This window comes from Burkholderia sp. FL-7-2-10-S1-D7, assembly GCF_001524185.1.
GTDB classification, from domain to species: Bacteria; Pseudomonadota; Gammaproteobacteria; order Burkholderiales; family Burkholderiaceae; genus Burkholderia; species Burkholderia diffusa.
The window spans coordinates 39,252-59,903 of sequence record NZ_LOWY01000088.1 but is presented as its reverse complement, the minus strand read 5'-3'; the positions used below and the strand labels follow the sequence as shown (position 1 = coordinate 59,903).

General features: G+C 67.3%; 20 protein-coding genes. 5 read left to right on the top strand and 15 right to left on the bottom strand.

The features are described 5' to 3' along the window. Positions 1 to 22 precede the first annotated feature (22 nt). Positions 23 to 934: a LysR family transcriptional regulator gene (locus WS75_RS26355; RefSeq protein WP_059684810.1), complete on the bottom strand. Its 912-nt coding sequence runs from the start codon at positions 932 to 934 to the stop codon at positions 23 to 25. Between the two features lie 141 nt (positions 935 to 1,075). Between WS75_RS26355 and WS75_RS26350 the strand changes: the two genes are divergently transcribed. Further along, positions 1,076 to 2,092, top strand: a complete 1,017-nt coding sequence (locus WS75_RS26350; protein ID WP_059684807.1) for an aldo/keto reductase — start codon at positions 1,076 to 1,078, stop codon at positions 2,090 to 2,092. Between the two features lie 137 nt (positions 2,093 to 2,229). Further along, positions 2,230 to 2,970 carry a sulfite exporter TauE/SafE family protein gene (locus WS75_RS26345; protein ID WP_059684804.1) on the top strand — a complete coding sequence of 247 codons (741 nt, stop codon included), beginning with the start codon at positions 2,230 to 2,232 and terminating at the stop codon, positions 2,968 to 2,970. A 102-nt stretch (positions 2,971 to 3,072) separates the two neighbouring features. On the opposite strand, the gene WS75_RS26340 is transcribed toward WS75_RS26345, so the two are convergent. The 3 genes from WS75_RS26340 to WS75_RS26330 all read right to left on the bottom strand — a co-directional run bounded on the left by WS75_RS26340 (position 3,073) and on the right by WS75_RS26330 (position 6,984). Then, complete coding sequence (locus WS75_RS26340) at positions 3,073 to 5,235, bottom strand: hypothetical protein (protein WP_059684865.1); 2,163 nt, start codon at positions 5,233 to 5,235, stop codon at positions 3,073 to 3,075. A gap of 413 nt (positions 5,236 to 5,648) precedes the next feature. Next, positions 5,649 to 6,035 (bottom strand): ester cyclase, encoded by a 387-nt coding sequence (locus WS75_RS26335; RefSeq protein ID WP_059684802.1) that lies wholly within the window; start codon positions 6,033 to 6,035, stop codon positions 5,649 to 5,651. Positions 6,036 to 6,087: 52 nt separating this feature from the next. Further along, complete coding sequence (locus WS75_RS26330; RefSeq protein WP_059684799.1) at positions 6,088 to 6,984, bottom strand: LysR substrate-binding domain-containing protein; 897 nt, start codon at positions 6,982 to 6,984, stop codon at positions 6,088 to 6,090. A gap of 535 nt (positions 6,985 to 7,519) precedes the next feature. Here WS75_RS26330 and WS75_RS26325 point away from each other — a divergent pair. The 3 genes from WS75_RS26325 to WS75_RS26315 all read left to right on the top strand — a co-directional run bounded on the left by WS75_RS26325 (position 7,520) and on the right by WS75_RS26315 (position 10,466). Next, complete coding sequence (locus tag WS75_RS26325; protein WP_059684796.1) at positions 7,520 to 8,362, top strand: peptidoglycan DD-metalloendopeptidase family protein; 843 nt, start codon at positions 7,520 to 7,522, stop codon at positions 8,360 to 8,362. Positions 8,363 to 8,570: 208 nt separating this feature from the next. Next, on the top strand, positions 8,571 to 9,470 hold the full coding sequence (bla, locus tag WS75_RS26320; RefSeq protein WP_059684794.1) for a class A beta-lactamase: 900 nt from the start codon (positions 8,571 to 8,573) through the stop codon (positions 9,468 to 9,470). Positions 9,471 to 9,593: 123 nt separating this feature from the next. Then, positions 9,594 to 10,466: a LysR substrate-binding domain-containing protein gene (locus tag WS75_RS26315; protein ID WP_059684791.1), complete on the top strand. Its 873-nt coding sequence runs from the start codon at positions 9,594 to 9,596 to the stop codon at positions 10,464 to 10,466. A 25-nt stretch (positions 10,467 to 10,491) separates the two neighbouring features. On the opposite strand, the gene WS75_RS26310 is transcribed toward WS75_RS26315, so the two are convergent. The 11 genes from WS75_RS26310 to WS75_RS26260 form a co-directional block, all read right to left on the bottom strand. Then, positions 10,492 to 10,827 (bottom strand): hypothetical protein, encoded by a 336-nt coding sequence (locus WS75_RS26310; protein WP_059684788.1) that lies wholly within the window; start codon positions 10,825 to 10,827, stop codon positions 10,492 to 10,494. 364 nt (positions 10,828 to 11,191) lie between these two features. Next, positions 11,192 to 11,446 (bottom strand): GlsB/YeaQ/YmgE family stress response membrane protein, encoded by a 255-nt coding sequence (locus tag WS75_RS26305; RefSeq protein WP_034204657.1) that lies wholly within the window; start codon positions 11,444 to 11,446, stop codon positions 11,192 to 11,194. 146 nt (positions 11,447 to 11,592) lie between these two features. Beyond that, the gene (locus WS75_RS26300; protein ID WP_059684786.1) at positions 11,593 to 12,354 is read right to left on the bottom strand and encodes an ABC transporter ATP-binding protein; all 762 of its coding nucleotides are present in this window, start codon (positions 12,352 to 12,354) and stop codon (positions 11,593 to 11,595) included. Next, a complete protein-coding gene (locus tag WS75_RS26295) occupies positions 12,351 to 13,268 on the bottom strand; it encodes an ABC transporter ATP-binding protein (protein ID WP_059684783.1) in 918 nt (305 codons plus the stop codon). Before WS75_RS26295 ends, WS75_RS26300 begins: the two co-directional genes overlap by 4 nt. A 1-nt stretch (position 13,269) precedes the next feature. Beyond that, positions 13,270 to 14,184 carry a nickel transporter permease gene (nikC, locus tag WS75_RS26290; protein WP_059684780.1) on the bottom strand — a complete coding sequence of 305 codons (915 nt, stop codon included), beginning with the start codon at positions 14,182 to 14,184 and terminating at the stop codon, positions 13,270 to 13,272. 66 nt (positions 14,185 to 14,250) lie between these two features. Beyond that, a complete protein-coding gene (locus tag WS75_RS26285; RefSeq protein WP_059684777.1) occupies positions 14,251 to 15,321 on the bottom strand; it encodes an ABC transporter permease in 1,071 nt (356 codons plus the stop codon). Between the two features lie 10 nt (positions 15,322 to 15,331). Further along, complete coding sequence (locus tag WS75_RS26280; RefSeq protein ID WP_059684774.1) at positions 15,332 to 16,933, bottom strand: ABC transporter substrate-binding protein; 1,602 nt, start codon at positions 16,931 to 16,933, stop codon at positions 15,332 to 15,334. Positions 16,934 to 17,004: 71 nt separating this feature from the next. Then, positions 17,005 to 17,568, bottom strand: coding sequence for a D-alanyl-D-alanine dipeptidase (gene ddpX, locus WS75_RS26275; RefSeq protein WP_059684772.1), 564 nt, complete (start codon positions 17,566 to 17,568; stop codon positions 17,005 to 17,007). Between the two features lie 16 nt (positions 17,569 to 17,584). Then, positions 17,585 to 18,472, bottom strand: a complete 888-nt coding sequence (gene sapR / locus WS75_RS26270) for a sap1 transcriptional regulator SapR (RefSeq protein WP_059684769.1) — start codon at positions 18,470 to 18,472, stop codon at positions 17,585 to 17,587. Between the two features lie 289 nt (positions 18,473 to 18,761). Beyond that, positions 18,762 to 20,015 (bottom strand): hypothetical protein, encoded by a 1,254-nt coding sequence (locus tag WS75_RS26265; RefSeq protein WP_059684767.1) that lies wholly within the window; start codon positions 20,013 to 20,015, stop codon positions 18,762 to 18,764. 26 nt (positions 20,016 to 20,041) lie between these two features. Next, the gene (locus tag WS75_RS26260) at positions 20,042 to 20,584 is read right to left on the bottom strand and encodes a class I SAM-dependent methyltransferase (RefSeq protein ID WP_059684765.1); all 543 of its coding nucleotides are present in this window, start codon (positions 20,582 to 20,584) and stop codon (positions 20,042 to 20,044) included. Positions 20,585 to 20,652 lie beyond the last annotated feature (68 nt).

Genomic DNA, 20,652 nt, shown 5'->3' with positions numbered 1-20,652 from the left:
ATGGCCCCGGCGCCGGCTTTCGTCAAGCTGGCCGGTGCGTGTCGTCGAGCGTTTGCGCGAGCCAGTCGACGAAGATCCGCACGCGCGGCGCCAGATGCCGGCCGTTCGGAAACATGACCGACACCGGCAGCGGCGCGGCATGCCATTCCGGCAGCACCTCGACCAGCGAGCCGTCCTCGAGCAGCGGCGCGAGCCCGTCGCGCGGCACCTGGATCAGCCCCAGGCCTGCGATGCAGCACGCGAGATACGCCTGCGAGCTGTTCACCGCGACCACGCTGCGCATCTTCACCGTCTGCAGCGCGCCCGAATCCATGTCCGCATATTCCCAGTCCAGCTCACGGCCCGTGCGGCTCGAGAGATAGCCGACCGCGACATGGTCGGGCAAATCGTCCGGCGAGCGCGGCGTGCCGTATCGCGCAAGATACGCGGGCGACGCGCAGTTGATCTGCGCCATCACGCCGACGCGGCGCGCGACCAGCGACGTGTCGGACAGCACGCCGACCCGCACCGCGCAGTCGATGCCGTCGGAGACGAGATCGACGAAGCGGTCGGTCGTGCTCAGCACGACGCGCAGCTCGGGATAGCGCGCGTGGAAATCCGGCAGCGCCGGAATCACCTTGTTCAGGGCGAAGCGTTCGGGCAGGTCGACGCGGATCACGCCGCGCGGCGCGGCGCCGGTGTCGTCGAACAGCGTCTCGGCATCGTCCAGATCGGCCAGCAGCCGCGTGCAGCGCTCGTAATAGGTGGCGCCCTCGGCGGTCAGCGCGACGCGCCGGGTGGTTCGCTGCAGCAGGCGCACCCGCAGGTGTTTTTCCAGATACTGGACGGCGTTGCTGACCGTCGGGCGCGGCAATTGCAGCTGCTCGGCCGCTTTCGTGAAGCTGCCGAGGTGGGCGACGCGCGCAAAAATGCGCATTGCTTGCAGATGGTCCATGCGGAGCGGGAACCTGGGCGAATTGGGACAGGCTCCATTGTTAATCAGCGTCGAATGATTTGGTTGGGCGTTTCGCGTTTATCGCGCGCCGCGATGCGTCCAGAATCCGGTTCATTCACTCACCACCGCAAGGAAACGGATATGGACAAGCGTCAGTTGGGCCGCACGGGCCCGCAGGTGTCGGCGATCGGGCTCGGCTGCATGGGGATGTCGGATCTCTACGGGCCGGCGGATCGCGACGAAAGCATCGCGACGCTGCACGCGGCGCTCGACAACGGGATCACGCTGCTCGATACGGGCGACTTCTACGGGATGGGCGACAACGAGATGCTGATCCGCGACGCGCTGCGCGGCCGCACGCGCGACCAGGTGCTGATCAGCGTGAAATTCGGCGCGCTGCGCGACCCGGCCGGCGCGTTCGTCGGCTACGACGCGCGGCCGCAGGCGATCCGCAATTTCGTCGCGTATTCGCTGAAGCGGCTCGGCACCGACTACATCGACATCTACCGGCCGGCGCGCGTCGATCCGGCGGTGCCGATCGAGGAGACGGTTGGCGCGATCGCCGATCTCGTGAAGGCCGGTCATGTGCGCCATATCGGCCTGTCGGAGGTGGGGGCCGACACGATCCGCCGTGCGGCGGCCGTCGCGCCGATCGCCGACCTGCAAATCGAGTACTCGCTGCTGTCGCGCGGGATCGAGGCGGACATCCTGCCCGTGTGTCGCGAACTCGGGATCGGCGTGACGGCCTACGGCGTGCTGTCGCGCGGGCTGCTCGGCGGCGGCTGGAGCGCGGCGCGGCAGGGTGAGCGCGACTTCCGCGCGGCCAGCCCGCGCTTTCAGGGCGAGAACCTCGCGCACAATCTCGCGCTGGTCGACGCACTGCGCGCGATTGCAGACGAAAAGGGCAGCAACCCGGCGCAGATCGCGATCGCATGGGCGCTGTCGCGCGGCGACGACATCGTGCCGCTGGTCGGCGCGCGCAAGCGCACGCAACTCCAGGACGCGTTGCAGGCGCCCAAGTTGCAACTAACGGTCAGCGATCTGGCTCGCATCGAAACGGCGGTTCCCGCCGGGGCGGCTGCCGGCGAGCGTTATCCGGCACCCCAGATGGCGCACCTCGACAGCGAGCATGGCCGGGGGCCGACGCACGGAGCCTGAACGGCGGGCATGGCGGGGATGATGACGCGACGCGGCCCGCCGGGTGGGCCCGAGCCAGCCTCAGGCAAAGCCAGATGGCCGGCGGCGTGACGGTGGTTCATCATCGGCGCCGTCTTCAACCGGACGGAACGGCCTCCATGCAAACCCATACGCTGACGATCATCGTGCTGGTCTTTCTGCTGGCCGGTGCGGTCAAGGGCATGATCGGCCTCGGGCTGCCGACGATCGCGATGGGGCTGCTGACGCTCGCGATGCCGCCGTCGGCCGCCGCGAGCCTGCTGCTCGTGCCGTCGTTCATCACCAATGTGTGGCAGCTGTGGCTCGGCCCGTCGTTCGGGCCGTTGCTGCGGCGTCTGTGGCCGCTGCTCGCCGGGCTGACGATCGGCACGTTGACGGGCGGGCTGCCCGCGCTCGCGGGCGGCAGTGCGTGGACCCACGCGGCACTTGGCGTCGTGCTGGTCGCGTACGGCTGCTGGGGGCTCGCCGCCGCGCGATTGCCCGCGCCGGGCCGACACGAAAAGTGGCTGTCGGCGGCGATCGGCTATCTGACGGGCGTCGTGACGGCCGCGACCGGCGTATTCGTCGTGCCGGCCGTGCCGTACCTGCAGGCGCTGCGGCTGTCGAAGGACGACCTGATCCAGGCGCTTGGGCTCTCGTTTACCGCGTCGACGATCGCGCTCGGGCTGCAGTTGCGCGTGACGGGCGCGCTGCAGACGGTCGATCTCGGCGTATCGGCGCTGGCGCTCGTGCCGGCACTCGCGGGGATGATCGGCGGGCAATATGCGCGGCGCGTGATGAGCGAGAGGGCCTTCAAGCGCTGCTTCTTCGTCGGGATGACCGCGCTCGGCGGCTACATGGCCGCTTCGGTGTGGCCGTGAGCGCGCATCGCCGACACGCGCCATGCGCGCCGGGCGTGAATGCCCCGAAGCCGGTTTCGAGCGCCGGCTTCGAGGACACTCACGGAGCGGTGGCCATGCCGCTCAGGCCGGATCGGCGTACTTCAGCGTCCACCCGAACGTGCGGGTGACGCCCGCACCGAGCGCGAACGGCGCGGTCTTGCACGCGAAGTTCGAGTGCAGCTGGCCGATCGGCGTCGTCGACAGCGGGTTCGTCGCGCCGTTGACCGTGTCGAAGGCGGACAACCCGCAGGTGTCGAACCCGGACGCCGCATAGCCGGTCGCGGCGCTGTTCGCGTACGTCACCGACGTGCCGTCGCCGTTTGCTTGCGTGGACGCGAAGTCCGCGAACGACGCGAAGTCCGTCTCGACCGACAGGTTGCCGGCGAGCGTGCCCGAAGCAAGCGTGTCGCTGCGCGAGATCGTGCCGTGCGCGAACGTCAGCACGGTATGCACCTGCAGGTCGAGATCCGTCGTGTACGCCGCGTTCTTCGATGCGAGACGGAACTTCGCCGTGTCGAACGACACGACCACCTGCCCGTTGGCCTGCTGCACGTTGAGGTTCTTGTAATACGTGACGGGAACGTAGGTCTTCCCGTTGTACGACACCTGCGGCACCAGCAGTGCATAGCCCTGATCGGTCGTCCCGTAGATCAGCTTGTCGGAGAACGGCACCGGGTAGTACGGCGTGAACGAGTTGTAGTCGGGCGCCTGGCTGAGATTCAGGTTGATCACGCGGCGGCCGTCGCGCACGGTGAGCAGTGCCGCGTTGTACGGATGCGCGGTATCGCCGGGCTGGTTGTACCAGGTGAGCGTGTAGCGCGGCAGAGCGTCGAGCCACGCATCGTAGGCCGCATCGTCCATCGGCGCCTTGCCGCCGAAGCCGAGCTTGTTCCACCACGCGTTCACGTAAAGGTACTGGTGCAGCAGGCTGAAATTCTCGCCCATCACGCGCGGCTTGCCGCGATAGGCGTCCGTGCCGCGACCCTTGACCCACATGTTCACCGACGGCGTCGGCAGCGACGGGTCGTACCAGTACGTGTCGAAGCGACGCGCGGCCCGGTAGATGAACGCGTACGCAATCTGCTTTTCCTGATCGGTCAGCACGCCCGCATTGGCCGCTGCCGTCAGGATCTCCATGAACGCGGAATCGCCGTACGGGCCGATCGAACGGCCGTAGTCGAAGCCCTGGCCGTCGGCGTTCAGCTGCGGCAGGATCAGGTCGACCGACTTGCGCAGATAGCCCTTCAGTTCCGGCGTGAGGTTCGCCTCGTTGCCCATCTCGAATGTGCGCTCGGTCACTTCGCCGATCAGCAGCGTGCTGTAGCGGTCGTAGCGCGCCTGGTCGTAATAGGTCGTGTGCGTGTTCGACGCTTCGTCGGAGAACCCGCCCGACGAATCCTTGCGGATGTGGTTCGTCAACGTATAGAGCAGCGCATCGCGCGCGCCCATCGTCGCGACGGCCGGATCGGTCGCCGACGAGAACGACGGATTGCTCCAGCCGAGTTTCTGCCGCAGGCCGGCAATTCCGTAGGACACCGCATAGTAATTCTGCGCGGTGTTGAGCGATGCGATGTCGATCGGCGTGCCGGCGGCCGGGCAGGTGCTGGTCTTGCCGCTTGCATCGGGGCCGAACATGTCGCAGAAGGTGAGCCGTTGCTGCAGCGTCGCGAGCATCGCGTCGCTGAAGACCTCGTTGAGCATGCCGTGCGCCTTCAGGTTGTTCAGCGCGACGAGGTAGTAGTACTCGCCCCATGACGTATTGGCATACGTATAGTCGCTGCCCGACTGCGCCATCATCGCGGTCGTGATCGTCTGGTACGTCGCGAGATAGCTCGCGTATTGCGGGTCGCCCTTCGACTTCATGTCGATCAGGACGTACGACAGGCCGAGCGCGAGCTTGCCGGGAAGGAATTTGTCGCCGGTGTTCGTGTCGAGCACGTGAACCGGCGAACCGTCGCCGAGATCCATGACGACCTGCGTGAAGTCGGGCGACTTCCGGATCAGGTCGAACAGCGCGCGCATCTGGCCCATCATCGTGACCGGAATGCTCGTGCCCGCCGGCACGCTGGTGTCGGGTGCGCCGTAGACGAGCGCCTGCAACGAGTTCGGCGCGAGCGCCGGTGTCGACGGCGGGGGCGACGAGGGTGGCGGGGCGGTCACGTCGTTGCCGCCGCATGCGCTGACGAACAGGACGGAAAAGGCGCTGAGCGCGGCGCCGAGCGCGAATCTGCTGCGCATATGTATCGTGTCTCCAGGTTTTCGAATAGTGATGAAGGCTTGAATCGCAACTCGAGCAGGCAAGCGTTCTCCCTGCGCGGGCCACGGAGGCGCCGCGCTGAAGGTGAGGGAAAACGTTTTCCAAATTTAGGCATCGATTGCTTCGATGTCAATGCGCTTTCACGCTGGAGACGCCGGTGAAAACCCGGATGGCCGAAACAGAAGATGTGGTGAGTGTGGAGTGTTAGTGCAGGAATTTCTGCGATTTGTTATTGTTTTCGCTGCGGCGCAGCGATGACATATCGGCAGAGACGGCAGCGTTGGAAAGGTGCGCGTGTGGCGCGCTTCCGACGAGATATGATGGAAAACGTTACCCTTAAGAACCGAATCAAGCCGGATATCGGCTGTCGATCCTGTCCGGCGGCCGCCCCGCGGCGATGCTAGAGCTGCGCTTCGATCGCCGCCTTGTCTATCACCGACCAGACCTGCCGGATCTTGCCGTCGTGAAATTCGTAGATGACGTTCTCGGCGAACGTGACGCGCGTGCCGTCGACGGCGAGCCCCATGAACGTCCCTTTCGGCGCACACGCGAAGCGAAGCCGGCATGCGACGCGCGGCGGTTCGCACACCAGCAGCCGGATCTCGAATCGGAGATCCGGAATGTCGCGGAAATCCTGCTCCAGCATCGCGCGGTAGCCGGCCAGGCCGAGCGGCCGGTCGTTGTGGATCACGTTGTCGGCGACGTACTGGCCGAGCGCCGGCCAGTCCTGGCGGTTCAGGCAGTCGATGTAGGCGCGGTAGTGCGTGGCGAGATCAGGTGTCGTCATGACGGCGGTGCCTCCTCGTGTATCGCCCGGCGGTTGCGGACGGCGCGGGCGTTCAGCGCGATGCCGTTTCGCCCGACAGATACGACACGAACGCCTGCGTATATTTGGGCAGTGCATCGAACGATCGTGCGCAGAGCGTCAGCTTGCGGTGGCTCCACGCGTCGGACAGCTCGACGAGCCGCACGTCCATCGTCTGCATCGCGCGCTCGGCCGCATGGCGCGACACGATGCCGATCCCCACGCCGCTTTCGATCACGCGGCAGATCGCATCGAAACTCTTCAGCTGCACACGGTAGCGGATCCGCTTGCCGAGCGCACGCGCCTGCTCCCCGAGATGGACCTGCAGCGCGCTGCCGTCGGTCAGCCCGATGAAATCCGCGTCGGCGATCTCGTCGAACGCGACCTTGTCGCGCGCGGCGAGCGGATGCCCGGCCGGCACGACCGCGATCAGCCAATCCTCGCGGAATGGCTTCTGCTCGAGCCCGCCGAGCCCGACCGAATCGGCGACGATGCCGACCTCGGCCGTCTTGTTGCGGATCGCGTGCACGATTTCCTGGCTCGAGCGCTCCTCGACGCTGATCGACAGTTTCGGATGATGCGGCAGATACGCGGCGAGCGCGTCGGGCAGGTATTCGCTCAGCGACGCCGTGTTGCAGAGCAGGCGGATATGCCCGCGCAGCCCCTGGCCGTATTGCTGCAGTTCGCCGCGCATGTGGTCGATCTGCTGCAGCACCGTGCGCGCGTGATGCTCGAGCGCGAGGCCGGCGTCGGTCACCTGCGCGCCGGACTTGCTCCGGTGCAGCAGTGGCACGCCGAGTTCGTCCTCCATCCCGCGAATGCGCTCGCTTGCTGCCTGCAGCGTGATGTGCGTGCGCTCGGCGCCGCCCGTGATCGTGCCGGCCTCGCAGATGTTCAGGAAGAGCCGCAGGTCGGTCAGGTCGAATCGCATGGCGGGGTGAGGGCGCGTGAGGATGGATATGGCCGATAAGTTAGCAGGAACCGCCGCGCCGGTCTCAGGCTGGGCCTGAGACCTCGTTCGCCGGTTCCGCATTTTCGGGGCGGGATCGATGCCGGATGATGGCCGCATATCAACCGGGGGAGACTGTCATGCGGGTCGATTCGTCGTGGGGTGTGTCGTTCAAGATCGCGTTGCACCTGCTGTTCCTGTGCATCGGGCTCGCGTGGGCCTGCGCGGAGCTGGTCGACTGGCTGCGCTGAGCGGGCGCCCATCGCAGCCGCATCGATTGTCCGATGCGGTCATAAGGATATTGAAAGCCATTCGAAATTTCGGCGCATCGCGAAATTTCTTCCGCATCGCGCGCCAGAAACCGTCAAGTTTTCCCGAAATCGACCGTATTACCGGTAACGAGTGTCCGCCGGCGCCCGGTTCGTGATCGTTTGTCATGATTGTTTGCATCCGGTTACACGTCGGCCGTTCCGTTTTTGAGATGCTTGAAAGATTGTCAAACCGGAGTCGATCGTCCATGAAACAGCGCGAGATTTGCCGCAAGTCGGCGTGGCTGTCCGGCTTGGCGGCGGTGCTCGTCATGGCCGGTTGTGCCGGCACGCAGTCCGTCCCGCCGAGCGACACGCTGGCGGGATCGCCGTCGGGGCAACCCGCCGCCGCACAGGCGGCCACGCCCGCCCCCATTTTCGTCGCGCAGAAGTACGTGGTGAAACGCGGCGACACGCTGTCGGGCATCGCGTCCGCGAACGGCTGCAGCGTCGCCGACCTGCGCACCTGGAACAAGCTCGCGGGGCGCGGCAGGCTGCGCATGGGACAGGTGCTCCGCATCGTTCGCCAGCAGCCGTTGCAGCCGTTGCAGCCGTTACAGGCACCGGGCGCGAATGGCAGCGCATCGGCCGCCGCGAGCAATGCGGCGGGCGCCGCGCAGGCGAGCGCGTCGACGGCGAGCGACCGGCAGGTCGTGAAGGAAACCCGGCAGCACGCGGGTGCGGTGGCGCTCACGTGGCCCGCGCGCGGCCAGATCGTCGACGCGTTCCGGCCGGGGCAGAACCGCGGCATCCAGATCGCCGGCCGGCCGGGCGACCCGGTTCGCGCGGCGGCCGACGGCCGCGTGATGTATGCGGGTAGCGGCCTGAACGATTACGGCACGCTGATCATCGTCCAGCACAACGCGGATTTCCTCACGGCCTATGCGCACAACCGCAAGCTGCTCGTGAAGACCGGCGACATCGTGCGCCGGGGCGACGAGATCGCCGAGATGGGCGACCTCGACAACTCGCGTGTCGCGCTGCTGTTCGAGGTGCGGCGCGACGGCAAGCCCGTCAATCCGATGCCGTACCTGCCTTCGTCGCAAGGCTGATGCAGGCCGCGCCGCTGGAACGCGGCCGCGCTCGCTGCTACGCTAGGGCCTGTTCATGTGCGGCTTGCCGCATGCGGGGCCGACGGACGTCTTCGGGGATGTGCGGCGTATGCCGTCGCGAGCCGGCCGTCGGCGTGAATGCGTGTGCATCGTCGATGCGCACGTGCGTTGCTCCGTGCCACCGTTTCCGACAGAACACCCTTCATCCATGGAACACTCTCCGACACGCCGCTCGCTGTTGCTCGCCGCCGTCGCCGCGCCGTTCGTCGCCGCGTGCTCGTCGGCACCCGTCGCCGACCAGGGCCGCGCACATGCCGCCCAGGCCGAACTCGCCGCGCTCGAAAAAGCGTCGAACGGCCGGCTCGGCGTCGCCGCACTCGATACGTCGAGCGGCACGCGCATCGCGCATCACGCGCGCGAGCGCTTCCCGCTGTGCGGCACCTATGCGGTCGTCGCCGCCGCCGCGATACTCGCGCGCGGCTCGCTCGACGCGTCGCTGCTGCCGCGCCGCATCCTGTATCGCCGCTATGAAGTCGTGGCCGGCTCGCCGGTGACGGAAAGCCACGTCGACACGGGGATGACGATCGCGCAGCTTTGCACGGCGATGCTGCAGTCGGGCGACAAGGGCGCGGGGAACCTGCTGATGGGCGTGCTCGGCGGTCCGCAGGCCGTCACATCGTTCGCGCACGAAAGCGGCGACACCGCGTTCCGGCTCGACCGCTGGGAACCCGAACTGAACCAGGCGGCGCCGCGCGACGAGCGCGATACGTCGACACCGGTCGCGATGGTCGACACGCTGCAGCGGTTGCTGCTCGGCGACACGCTGCGCGAGCCGCAGCGTGCGCAGCTCACGGAATGGATGACCGGCGGCGCGCGCGGCGCGACCGGAATCGCGGCCGGCGTGCCGCCGGGCTGGCGCATCGCTGACAAAACCGGCACCGGCGGCTACGGCACGACGACCGACGTCGCGGTGCTGTGGCCGCCGTCGCGCGCGCCGATCGTGTTGGCCGTGTCGTTCACGCAGCCACGTGCCGACGCGGCGGCACGTGCGGACGTCGTCGCGTCGGCGGCGCGCATCGCGACGGGCGCGCTCGCCGCCACGGCCTGAACGTCCGGTGCACCTCGCGTAAAGCCGGCGTTTGGCTTATCGTGTCGATCAGCGCGCGCCGGTGTCGGCGCGCGGTCTTGCCGCGCCGTCGTTGGGTGCGATCGATCCGTCTACCCCTTCGTCATGCGCCGACTTCCACCCCTGCACGCGCTGCAGATCTTCTCGACAGTGGCCCGCCACCGCAGCTTCACGCGCGCGGCCGAGCAGCTGTGCCTCACGCAGGGCGCGGTAAGCCGGCAGATCCAGACACTCGAGGCGCATTACGGCTTCCCGCTGTTCAAGCGGCACGCGAAGGGCCTCACGCTGACGGCGGAGGGCGAGCAATTGCTGCCGGTGGTCAACGAGAGCTTCGCGCGGATCGAGGACATCTCGATGAAGCTCACGCGGCAGCGCACCGATCTCGCGCTGAAGGTGCCGACTTGCGTGATGCGCTGGATGCTGCCGCGCATCATGCGCTTCCAGGGCGAGCATCCCGAGCTCCACGTGCAGATCACGACCGCGTGGCAGCACGTCGTCGATTTTTCGACCGAGCCGTTCGATGCGGCGGTCGTCTACGGTACGTCGCCGGGCGCCGGCGTGTTCGCGCTGCCGCTGTTCGACGAGCGCTTGACGCCGGTGTGCGCGCCCGAACTGCGGCAGGCCGTGCCGCTCGATGCGGTCGGCGATCTCGCGCACCATACGCTGCTGCATCCGACGCGTGACCACCGCGACTGGCGCGCGTGGCTCGATCACGCGGGCGAGCGCGCCGTCGACGCGGAGCGCGGGCCGACCTTCGACACGCTCGATCTCGCGACGAACGCGGCGATGCAGGGCTTCGGCGTCGCGATCGGCGACGTGACGCTCGTCGACGACGACGTCGCAGCGCGCCGGCTCGAACGGCCGTTCGACATCGTGCTCGAGACCGGCGCCCGCTATTTCTTCGTCTATCCGGAGAGCATCGGCAGCCAGCAGAAGATCCGCGCGTTCAGCGACTGGATCGCCTGCCATCGCGACTGACGCACGGCGTCTCCGGCAGCAGGCGCTACTGGTACGTCACGACGGCGATCATCGGCGCATGCGCGTTGCCCGCACGCTCAGGTAAAACGATTGCGCGGGAGGCCTGCGTAAAGGTCGTGGTCCTGATCGTGCGCAGGCTGGCCGCGTCGACGAACGCGACTCGCCCGCTCGCCGGGCGCGGGCAGTCGGGGCGCACGTGCGCGTGCGCGGCGTCGGCCGTGTCGAGTACGAACGAGCACGGCGGCTCGACGATCATGCCGGTGAAGTGGATGATGCCGGACGCGCCGGCGGCAAAAGACGAGGACGACGCCAGAAGCGAGGCAGCCAGGGCAAACGAGGCGGCAAACAGGCGATGCTTCATGACAGGCTCCAGAGAGGAAGCGCGTCGCAGCGGGGCCGCTCGAATGGCAGTCCGTCAACGCTGCGATGCTGTATGCGTAAACGGCAATTCCATTGGACCTCTTGAATGAAAGAACGGGAAATATCGGCAACGAGCAAATGACGCCGTATTCCTCCAATCAATTTATCTCAAATTTGTGCGGCGGCAAGTCAGGGTATTGCCGATGGCGTAAGGTCGCGGCAATCCGGTCAACGGACAGCGGTTGTGCGGGTGAATCGTTGAGAACTCAACGATTCGACGAGGGTGCGAATTGCAGGGTGCAGAAAGAAAAACGGCCGCTCGTGTGACGAGCGGCCGTTCTGCATCGACGCGGGCGATGCGGCGGTCAGCCCGCGCGCTTGCGCACCGCGCCGACGATCACGAGCAGCACGATCGCGCCGATGATCGACGCGATCCAGCCGGCGCCCTGGCCCGGCGCATACCAGCCGGCAGCGCGGCCGACGTAGCCCGCGACGAGCGAGCCGACGACGCCGAGCACGATGGTCATCAGGATGCCCATTTTGTCGTCGCCGGGCTTGAGCGCACGGGCGAGGAGGCCGACGATGAGCCCGACCACCAGGGTTTCGATGAATTGCAGCATGAACGCCTCCCTATAGCTGTTGAGCTGTTGACGAAAGGAAATGGACCCGCGCGGCGCGCGAGGGTTCCATTCGGCGGGCGCGCCGGTGCACTGGCGCACCGACGCACGGGGTGCCGAGTATCGCACGCCCGCGCGTCGCACTCATGTCAGACGACCGGATCGAGGCGGCGGTAGCCTTCGGTCGCGCGCAGCAGCGTGCGCGTGTAGTCGCGTGTGACCTGTCCGGTGCGCACGTCCTCGATCCGCAGCTGTTCGACGATCTCGCCATGCTGCATCACCGCGACGCGCTGGCACAGGAAGCCGATCACCGCGAGGTTGTGGCTCACGAGGATCATCGTCAGGTTGCGTTCGCGATGCAGGCGGCGCAGCAGGTTCAGGATTTCGGCCTGCACCGACACGTCGAGCGCGGACGTCGGCTCGTCGAGCAGCAGCACGCGCGGCTCGACGATCAGCGCGCGCGCGATCGCGACACGCTGGCGCTGGCCGCCCGACAGCTGGTGCGGATAGCGGAAGCGGAACGACGGGCCGAGCCCGACTTCGGACAGCGCGCGGGCGATGCGCGCGTCGGCGTCGTCGATCGCGTGGATCGACAGCGGCTCGCGCAGCGTCTGGTCGACCGTGAAGCGCGGATGCAGCGATGCGTACGGATCCTGGAACACCATCTGCACGTGGCGGCGAAATGCGCGGTCGGGCGTGCCGCCGACGGGCCGTCCGTCGATCGACAGGCTGCCGCCCGCGAGCGGCACGAGGCCGGTCAGCGCGCGCAGCAGCGTCGACTTGCCGGAGCCCGATTCGCCGACGAGCCCGAACACCTCGCCGTCGCGTACCGCGAAGCTGGCATCGCGCACGGCGTCGACATGACCCGTGCGGGTCGGGAAACGGATCGATACGTGATCGACGTCGATCATCGTGCGGCCTCCTGCGGTATGGGATAGGTCGGCGCGGGCGCAGCGGCGTCGAGCCACGCCGGATCGCGCCGCAGCACCGGCAGTTCGTCGGGCGGGTTCGCGAGCGGCGGGTTCGCCGCGAGCAGCCCGCGCGTGTAGGGGTGCGTCGCATCGCGCAGGTCGCGCGCGGCGCAGGTTTCGACCACGCGCCCCGCATACATCACCGCGACGCGATCGCAGAACGACATCACGAGCGGCAGGTCGTGGCTGACGAACATCAGGCCCGTGTTGTGCCGCGCGATCATCGCGTCGAGCACCGCGAGCACCTGCATCGACACCGCGACGTCGAGCGCGGAGGTCGGCTCGTCGGCGATCAGCAGGCGCGGGCCCGTCGACACCATCATCGCGATCATCACGCGCTGGCCCATGCCGCCCGACAGCTCGTGCGGATACGCATCGGCGACGCGCGCCGGGTCGCGGATCTGCACGGCCGCGAGCGCGTCGACGATCCGCTCGCGCAGCGCGCGGCCGCGCAAGCCCGGCTCGTGCCGCCGGAACGCTTCGCCCATCTGCTTCGCGACGGTCATCACCGGGTTCAGCGAATACTTCGGATCCTGCAGGATCATCCCCATCTGGCTGCCGCACAGGCGTCGGCGCTCGCTCGCGGACATCGCGAGCAGGTCCTGGCCCGCGAAGCGCATCGTGCGGGCCGACCAGCGCGCGGCTTCGGGCAGCAGGCCGAGCAGCGCGCGGCCCGTCAGCGACTTGCCGGAGCCCGATTCGCCGACGATGCCGAGCCGTTCGCCGGGCGCGAGCGTCAGCGACAGGTCGCGCACCGCGTCGGTGACGACGCCGTCGTGTCCGCGAAAGCCGATTTTCAGGCCGTCGATCTCGCAGAGCGGTGCGGGCGCGGTGGTGGTGGAATTCATCGGCATGTCATGCTCCATGGCGGGGATCGAAGACGTCGCGCAGCCCGTCGCCGAGCAGGTTGAACGCGAGGCTCACGAGCAGGATGGCGATGCCGGGCAGCGTCGCGACCCACCACGCGTCGAGCAGCACGTTGCGGCCCGACGCGACCATGAAGCCCCACTCGGGGCTCGGCGGCTGCGCGCCGAGGCCGAGAAAGCCGAGGCCCGCGACGGTCAGGATGATGCCGGCCATGTCGAGCGTCGCGCGCACGATCACCGACGACATGCACAGCGGCATGATGTAGCGCAGCAGGATCCGCGGGCCCGACGCGCCTTGCAGCCGCGCGGCGTGGATGAAGTCGGCCTGCGCGATGCGGATCGTCTCCGCGCGCGCGAGCCGCGCATACGCGGGCCACGCGGTGATCGAGATCGCGACGACGGCGTTGATCACGCCGGGCCCGAGCGCGGCCGCGAATGCGAGCGCGAGCACGATCTTCGGGAACGCGAGCGCGATGTCGGTGATGCGCATCAGCACGCTGTCGACGAAGCCGCCGCAATAGCCGGCCGTCGTGCCGATCGCGAGGCCGATCGGCACGACGATCACGACGACGAGCAGCGCGATGCCGAGCGTGAGGCGAGCGCCCGCGATCATCCGCGAAAGGATGTCGCGGCCGAGCTGGTCGGTGCCGAGCCAGTGCGATGCGGAGCCGGGCGGCAGCAGCCGGTCGGACAGCACCTGGCGCAGCGGATCGTGCGGCATGATCAGCGGGCCGACGATCGCGACGACGATCAGCGTCACCAGGATCGCGAGCCCGAACAGGTTGAGCGGATTGCCCGCGAAACGGCGCCAGCGGCGGTAGGCGAGGCCGAACGCGGCCTGCGAGCGCGACGCGGGCGCATCGGAAAGCAGCCACGCGCGCAGCGTGAGAGGTTCGGCATTCATGGTCGGGTGGCCTTCGGCATGGTCGGTGAAGGAAGCGGGATGGAAACGGTCATGTCGAAGCGGTCCTCAGCGTGCACGCGGATCGAACACACGGTACAGCGCGTCGGTCAGCAGGTTGACGGTGATGAACATCACGCCGATCACGAGCGTCGCGCCGAGCACGGCGTTCATGTCGGCGTTCAGGAGCGCGCCGGTCAGGTACGAGCCGAGCCCCGGCCACGCGAACACGATCTCGGTCAGCACCGAGCCTTCGAGCAGGTTGCTGTACGTGAGCGCGATCACGGTGAGCAGCGGCACCGCGATGTTGCCGAACGCATGCCGCCAGATCACGCGCCGCTCGGACAAGCCCTTCGCGCGCGCGGTGACGATGTATTCCTGGCTCAGCTGGTCGAGCATGAACGAGCGCGTCATCCGGCTCAGGTACGCGACCGAGTAGTAGCCGAGGATCGTGGCCGGCAACGCGATGTGCGACACCGCGTTGCGGAACACGTCCCACTCGCCGGCAAGCGCCGCGTCGAGCAGCAGGCTGCCCGTGCGCGGGTCGACCATGCCGTCGTACACGGGATCGAGCCGGCCGGGGCCGCCGACCCAGTGCAGCCGCGCATAGAACAGCAGCAGCCCCATCAGCCCGAGCCAGAATACCGGCACCGAATTGCCGATCAGGCCGACGAAGCGGGCGATGTGGTCGATCGGCCGGTTGTGCTTCACCGCGGCCGCGACGCCGAGCGGCACGCCGATTGCGATACCGATCAACGTCGCGATCGTCGCGAGTTCGAGCGTGGCGGGGAACACGCGCCTGATGTCGTCGAGCACGGGGTTCGACGTCAGCAGCGACATGCCGAGATTGCCGTGCAGCACGTCGCGCGCGTAGATCAGGAACTGCGTGACGAGCGGCTTGTCGAGGCCGAGCGCGATGCGTTCGGCCGCGTAGGCTTCGGCCGACGCGCGATCGCCGAGGATCGCGAGCACGGGATCGATCGGCACCTTGCGGCCGATCACGAACGTCAGCGCGAGCAGCCCCGCGAACGTGATGGCGAGCGTGAGCGCCCAGCGCAGCACGCGTAGCACCCAGCGTACGGCCGGGCGCCGCGCGGGCAGCGTGCGCAGTGCTTCAAGGGAGGAGGCGGGAGTCGACATGCGGCGAACCTTATTGCTTCTTCAGGTTACGGTACGACACGAGGTCGTTGATCGGCCCGACTTCGAGTCCGCTCACGCCGGGCCGCGTCGCGACCTGCGCAACCTTCTCGAACATGATCACGAACGGCGAGCGCGCGAGCATCGCCTTCTGCATCGCCTGGTACCGCTGCGCGCGTTGCGCGGCGGTCGGCTCGGCGAGCGCGGCGTCGGTTTCCTTCGTCAGTTGAGGAATGTCCCAGCTGTTGCGCCAGGCCAGCATCTTGTAGCTCGACTTGTCGGAGTTGTCGGGGTTCCATGCGAAACCCTGCGCGTTGCTGTGCGGGTCGATGTAGTCGGCCGACCATTCGCCGATGTAGATGTCGTGCTGGCGCGCGCGGTATTTCGCGAGCGTCTGCTTGTTGTCGCCGGGGATCAGCTGCACCTTGATGCCCGCCTGCGCGAAGTTCGCCTGCACGGCCTGCGCGATCTCCGTGTACGGATAGTCGTTGCGCACGTCCATCGTCACCGAGAAGCCGTTCGGCACGCCGGCCTTCGCGAGCAGCGCCTTCGCCTTCGCGACGTCGAGCTTGTACGGGTTCGAATTCAGCGTGCCGAGGAAGCCTTCCGGCAGGAAGGTCTGATGCACCTTGTAGGTCGTCTTCACGACGTTGGCCTGGAGGCCCGCATAGTCGACCAGCCACTTCAGCGCTTCCTGCACGTCGGGCTTCGCGAGCGTCGGGTTCTTCGTGTTCAGGCCGAGATACAGCAGCGTCGCCTGCGGCGAGGCCATGACTTTCGCCTTGCCCGACTTCACGACCGACGCGAGATCGTCCGGGCTCAGGTCGCGCGCCGCGTCGACGTCGCCGTTTTCCAGCAGCAGCCGCTGGCTCGCCGCTTCGGGCACGTGGCGCAGCACGATGCGCTTCATCGCGAGCGGCAGCCGGTAGCCGTCGAAGCGCTGCAGCACGATGCTGTCGCTGGGCGACCACTTGACGAGCTTGTACGCGCCGGAGCCGGCCTCGTTGGTCTTCAACCACGCGTTGCCGAAGTCGTTGCCCTGCTGGTGCGACAGCAGCAATTTCTTGTCGAGCACCGACGCGGGCCACGAGCCGAGCACGTTGAGCACGAAGGTCGGCGCGTACTTATGATCGGTCGTGATCGACACCGTCTGGTCGTCGAGCTTCTTCACGTTCGCCGCGACGTTGGCCTTCGTGAGCCCGATGCCGGTCAGCACCGCGGCCGGGCCCTTGTCGAGCAGCACCGTGCGCTGGATCGACCACGCGACGTCGTCGGCCGTCAGCGGGTTGCCCGAGTGGAACTTGAGGCCCGAGCGCAGCTTGAACGTGTAGGTCAGCCCGTCGGGGCTCACCGTCCACGACTGCGCGACGTTGCCGTTGAATTTCGACGGATCGCGCAGGTCGACGCGCACGAGGCGGTCGTACGTGTTCGCGACGAATTCCTCCGGCACCAGCTCGTAGATTTCGCCCGGATCGAGCGTCGTGAATTCGTCGAGCAGCGTGGCCATCACGAACATGTCCTTCGGCGTTTCCGCATGGGCGGTGGAAAGCGGAACGGCGGCGAACAGGGACGCGGCGGCCAGCGCCGCGACGAGCCGGGAGGTCGGGAATTTCATGGGCGCTTCTCCATCTGTCGTTTGAGTCGTTGAACGTGAACCTGCATGAAAAAGGGGGGCGTGCGGCATCGTTACATCAGGCGCCACGGGCCGCTCGCCGCGTTGTCGATCTGCGGCAGCGCGTGCGAACCGGGCAGCTCGTAGTGCCACCACTCGCTGTCGATGTGCGCGAAGCCGGCCGCGTGCATCACGCCGAGCAGCAGCAGCCGGTTGCATTGCACGTGCTCGGGCAACCCCGCGTGAAAGTGGCCCGACGCGGCCACCATCTCGTCGAAGCCGGTGCCCATGTCGAGCGGCTCGCCGTTCGCGCCGACGAGCGTCAGGTCCAGCGCGGTGCCGCGGCTGTGGTTCGATCCGCGGCCGAGATCGGCGACGAAGTTCGGATCCGGCAGGAAATCCCACAGCACCTGCTGCGCCTCCGGCGGCCGGTACGCGTCGTAGATGCGCAGCGTGAAGCCGGCCTGCGCGGCGACGTCGACCGCGCGGCGCAGCGCGGCTTCGGCCGGCTCGAGCAGCAGACAGTGCGCGTTGCGGTAGATCGGCTTGCCGGTCAGGTTGCGCTCGGTCGCGTAGACGAGATCGATCTCGATGCGATGCGTGGCGGGCGTGATTTCGACGAGGCGGTGATGGTTCATCGGTGGTCCGGTTGACTCAGGATTCGAATTGGTCGAACGTGCGCTGCAGTTCGCGGTTGCGCGCGACGCGCCGGTCGACCGCGGGACCGAGGCGGTCGACGACGGCGGTGATCAGCAGGTTGAACAGGCAGGTGAGCGGCGCGAGCGAATCCCAGAACTGGCCGACGTCGGTCTTCACCTGCAGCAGGTCGGCCGGCCATTCGCGCGCCCACGGGCAATACAGATCGGTGACCAGCGCGAACGGCTGGCCGCGTTCGGCGGCGGCCTGGCAATAGCGGCGCGCGCTGCGCGAATACGCGCGCGTGTCGGTGACGATGCAGTACGGCCGTTCGAACTCGGAATTCAGCGAGTCGACGTACGAGCCCGACTGGCCGTCGGAATAGAACACGCGCGGGCGCAGGTATTCGAGATAGCTGCTGAACGCATTGCTGATGCCGCGGGTCGACTGGATGCCGAGGATGAATACGGCATCGGCATGCGCGATCCGGTCCGCGACCTGCGCGAACACCGGTTCTTCGGCGAGCCGGTACACGTGGCGGATCGCGTCGAGCTCGCGGTCGAGCGACGACGCGAGTGTGCCGCTGCTGCGATCGCTGTCGCGTTCGCCGGCGGTCGTTTGCGTGGCGGCGGCGCGGCGGTACTCGTCGAGGCGGTCGGTGATCATCCATGGGCGATCGCTGCCGCCACGCAGTTCGCGTTTCAGGTCGTCGAGATTCCGGTAGCCGACGCTGCGCAGGAATCGCCCGACCGAAATGCCGCTGGTGCCGGTCTGCTGCGCGATCTGGTCGGCGGTTTCGAGGCCGAGCCGATCGAGGTTCGCGAGCATGTAGCTCGCGATACGCTTCGCGGTCGGCGTCAGCTCGGCAAAGCGGGATTCGACGGTATGGGCGAATGCGCTGGTCATCGGACTGTTAGATCGTTGTCATTTGGTGATTCGATGACATCTATCTAACAAAGCCAAAATCATTGGCGCCAGCGAATAAAAACTATCGTTTCGCAGAAGGCGATAGGGGCGGGCGTGCGCGCCCAACGACAGGATCGCAACGGGCAACGGAGAAATTGCTCCTGTCACGCATATTTCGCGTTCATGCCTGACAGAGATGATTTGCCGGGGCGCTGCGCCGCGCAGCGCCTCGACGAAATGCCGCGCACTTGAAGCCGGGCACGCGCGCGTTCGGCGCGTTGCCCGTCGACTACTGCTGCATGTCCGACGTCTCGCGCAGCCGCCAGATCGCATTGCACTGCTGGCCGCCGAGGCTCGTCGAGCGCAGCGTGATGACGGTGCCGGCCGCGATCTGATACCAGAAATGCGTCATCAGTTCGGTGCCCTTGCGCTGCGCGTGTCCATTGATCAGCACCTCGCATCGCAGCGGCGACGGCGTGCCGGACGGATGCGTGATGTACACGTTCAGTCGCGCGATGTCGCGGGTCGCGGTCAACACGATCTCGTGGTTCGCGCTGCCGACGAGCATCGTGCCGCCCGGTTCGTCGATCGCCTGCAGGTACGCGCCCGCGCTGCGCTCGACCGCGGCGGAAGTGACGGTCAGCCCGGCCGAACGCACGAACCCGGTCGCGGCGATGCTGGCGGCGGCCGTGTCGGATGGCGACGGCGTGCCGTCCGACAGCGCGAACGGCACGCCGTCGCGCAATGCGTCGTCGACGTGGTTCGCGTAGTAGCGCCAGCGGTCGAAGAAGCGGATGTCGCCGGTCATGTGCAGCGCTCGGATCGGTTCGCCCTGATAGCGCAGCGTCGTGGTGCCGTTGCTCGCGTCGAACGATTCGTGAATGCCGTTCTTGCTGACGAAGTTCTGGACCGGGTCGAGCAACGCGGTTTCGCCGCGTGCGCCCCACAGGTGCAGGAACGTCGTGTCGATCCCGAAGCATTCCTGGAAGTCGGTGCCGATGCGGGCGACGCAGTCGCGCAGGTGCGCCGCGAAGCGCGCCCACGCGGTGGCCGTGCCGGCGACGAGCCCGGCCTGCAGCGCTCCGCCGTGGCGCGTCTGCACCTCGTCGACGACGAGGCGCCAATGCGCGTCGCGCCGCTCACCGATCAGCGGCGTGACCACGAACGTGCAGAACAGCGGGTCGGGGCACGCATACAGGCGATCGTCGGCGATCCGGGAGAACAGGCCGAAGGAGGGCGCGCAGAACCAGATGTCCGCGTCGTACAGCGCGAGTTTCGTGATGTGCGGATTGCGCGCGCAATAGCCGGCGGCCTCGATGAAGCGGCCGACCGGGAGCGCATACGCGCTAGACGCTTCGATCACGTCGACCGACTGGCTTTCCAGGATGCGCCGCTTGTGCTCGGACAGCCCGTAGCCGATGACGGCCACCTGTCCGTCGTAACCCGTGTGCCGCAGCGACAGCAGGAACGGCACGAGCATCTCGTACCACGCGCGGTTGTTGTCGTTGATCGCCACGCAGACCGCGTGCCCGTTCGAATGCATGGTGCCTCCCGTAGCGCGTGCGCGGCTCAATAGCCGACGTGACGCTCGCAAACGACCGCGCCGCAGCCGCGGCTGTCGTGATACGTGATGCGAAACTGCTTGTTGTCCCACAGCCATTGGAATACGGCCTGGTAGACGCCCGACGTGTTCATGTCGTGCAGCACGATCTTCTTGCGCGCGAGCGGGCCGAACCGGTTCAATTCGGCGAGCGTCTGCTCGTACGTGTGCGTGGTGTCGATGAACAGCAGGTCGGATGCAAGCGGCTCCATCGCGAGATCGTCGGCGATCCTGAATTCGAAGTCGATCGCCAGTTCATTCGCCGCGTGCTTCAGCTCATCCTGGATGTGGAAATACTGATCGGTGATGTCGACCGACACCAGCCGCTTCGGCTGCGCGAGCATGAAGGCCGTCGTGGTCAGGCCGGTGAATACGCCCAGCTCGACGATGCTGTCGCATCCTTCCGCCGTGCGGGTGTAGAAGTCGAAGCGCGACGGGCTGTCGCCGAGCCAGCCGATCGGTTCGATCTTGTACTGGAGAAATTCCAGGCGCAGTTCTTGTAATGAGCGCATTGCGTGGTCCCCGAGCGAAGCATGTTGGATGATGGATGCACCCGCGCGCCGGTGTCGCCGGCCGCGCG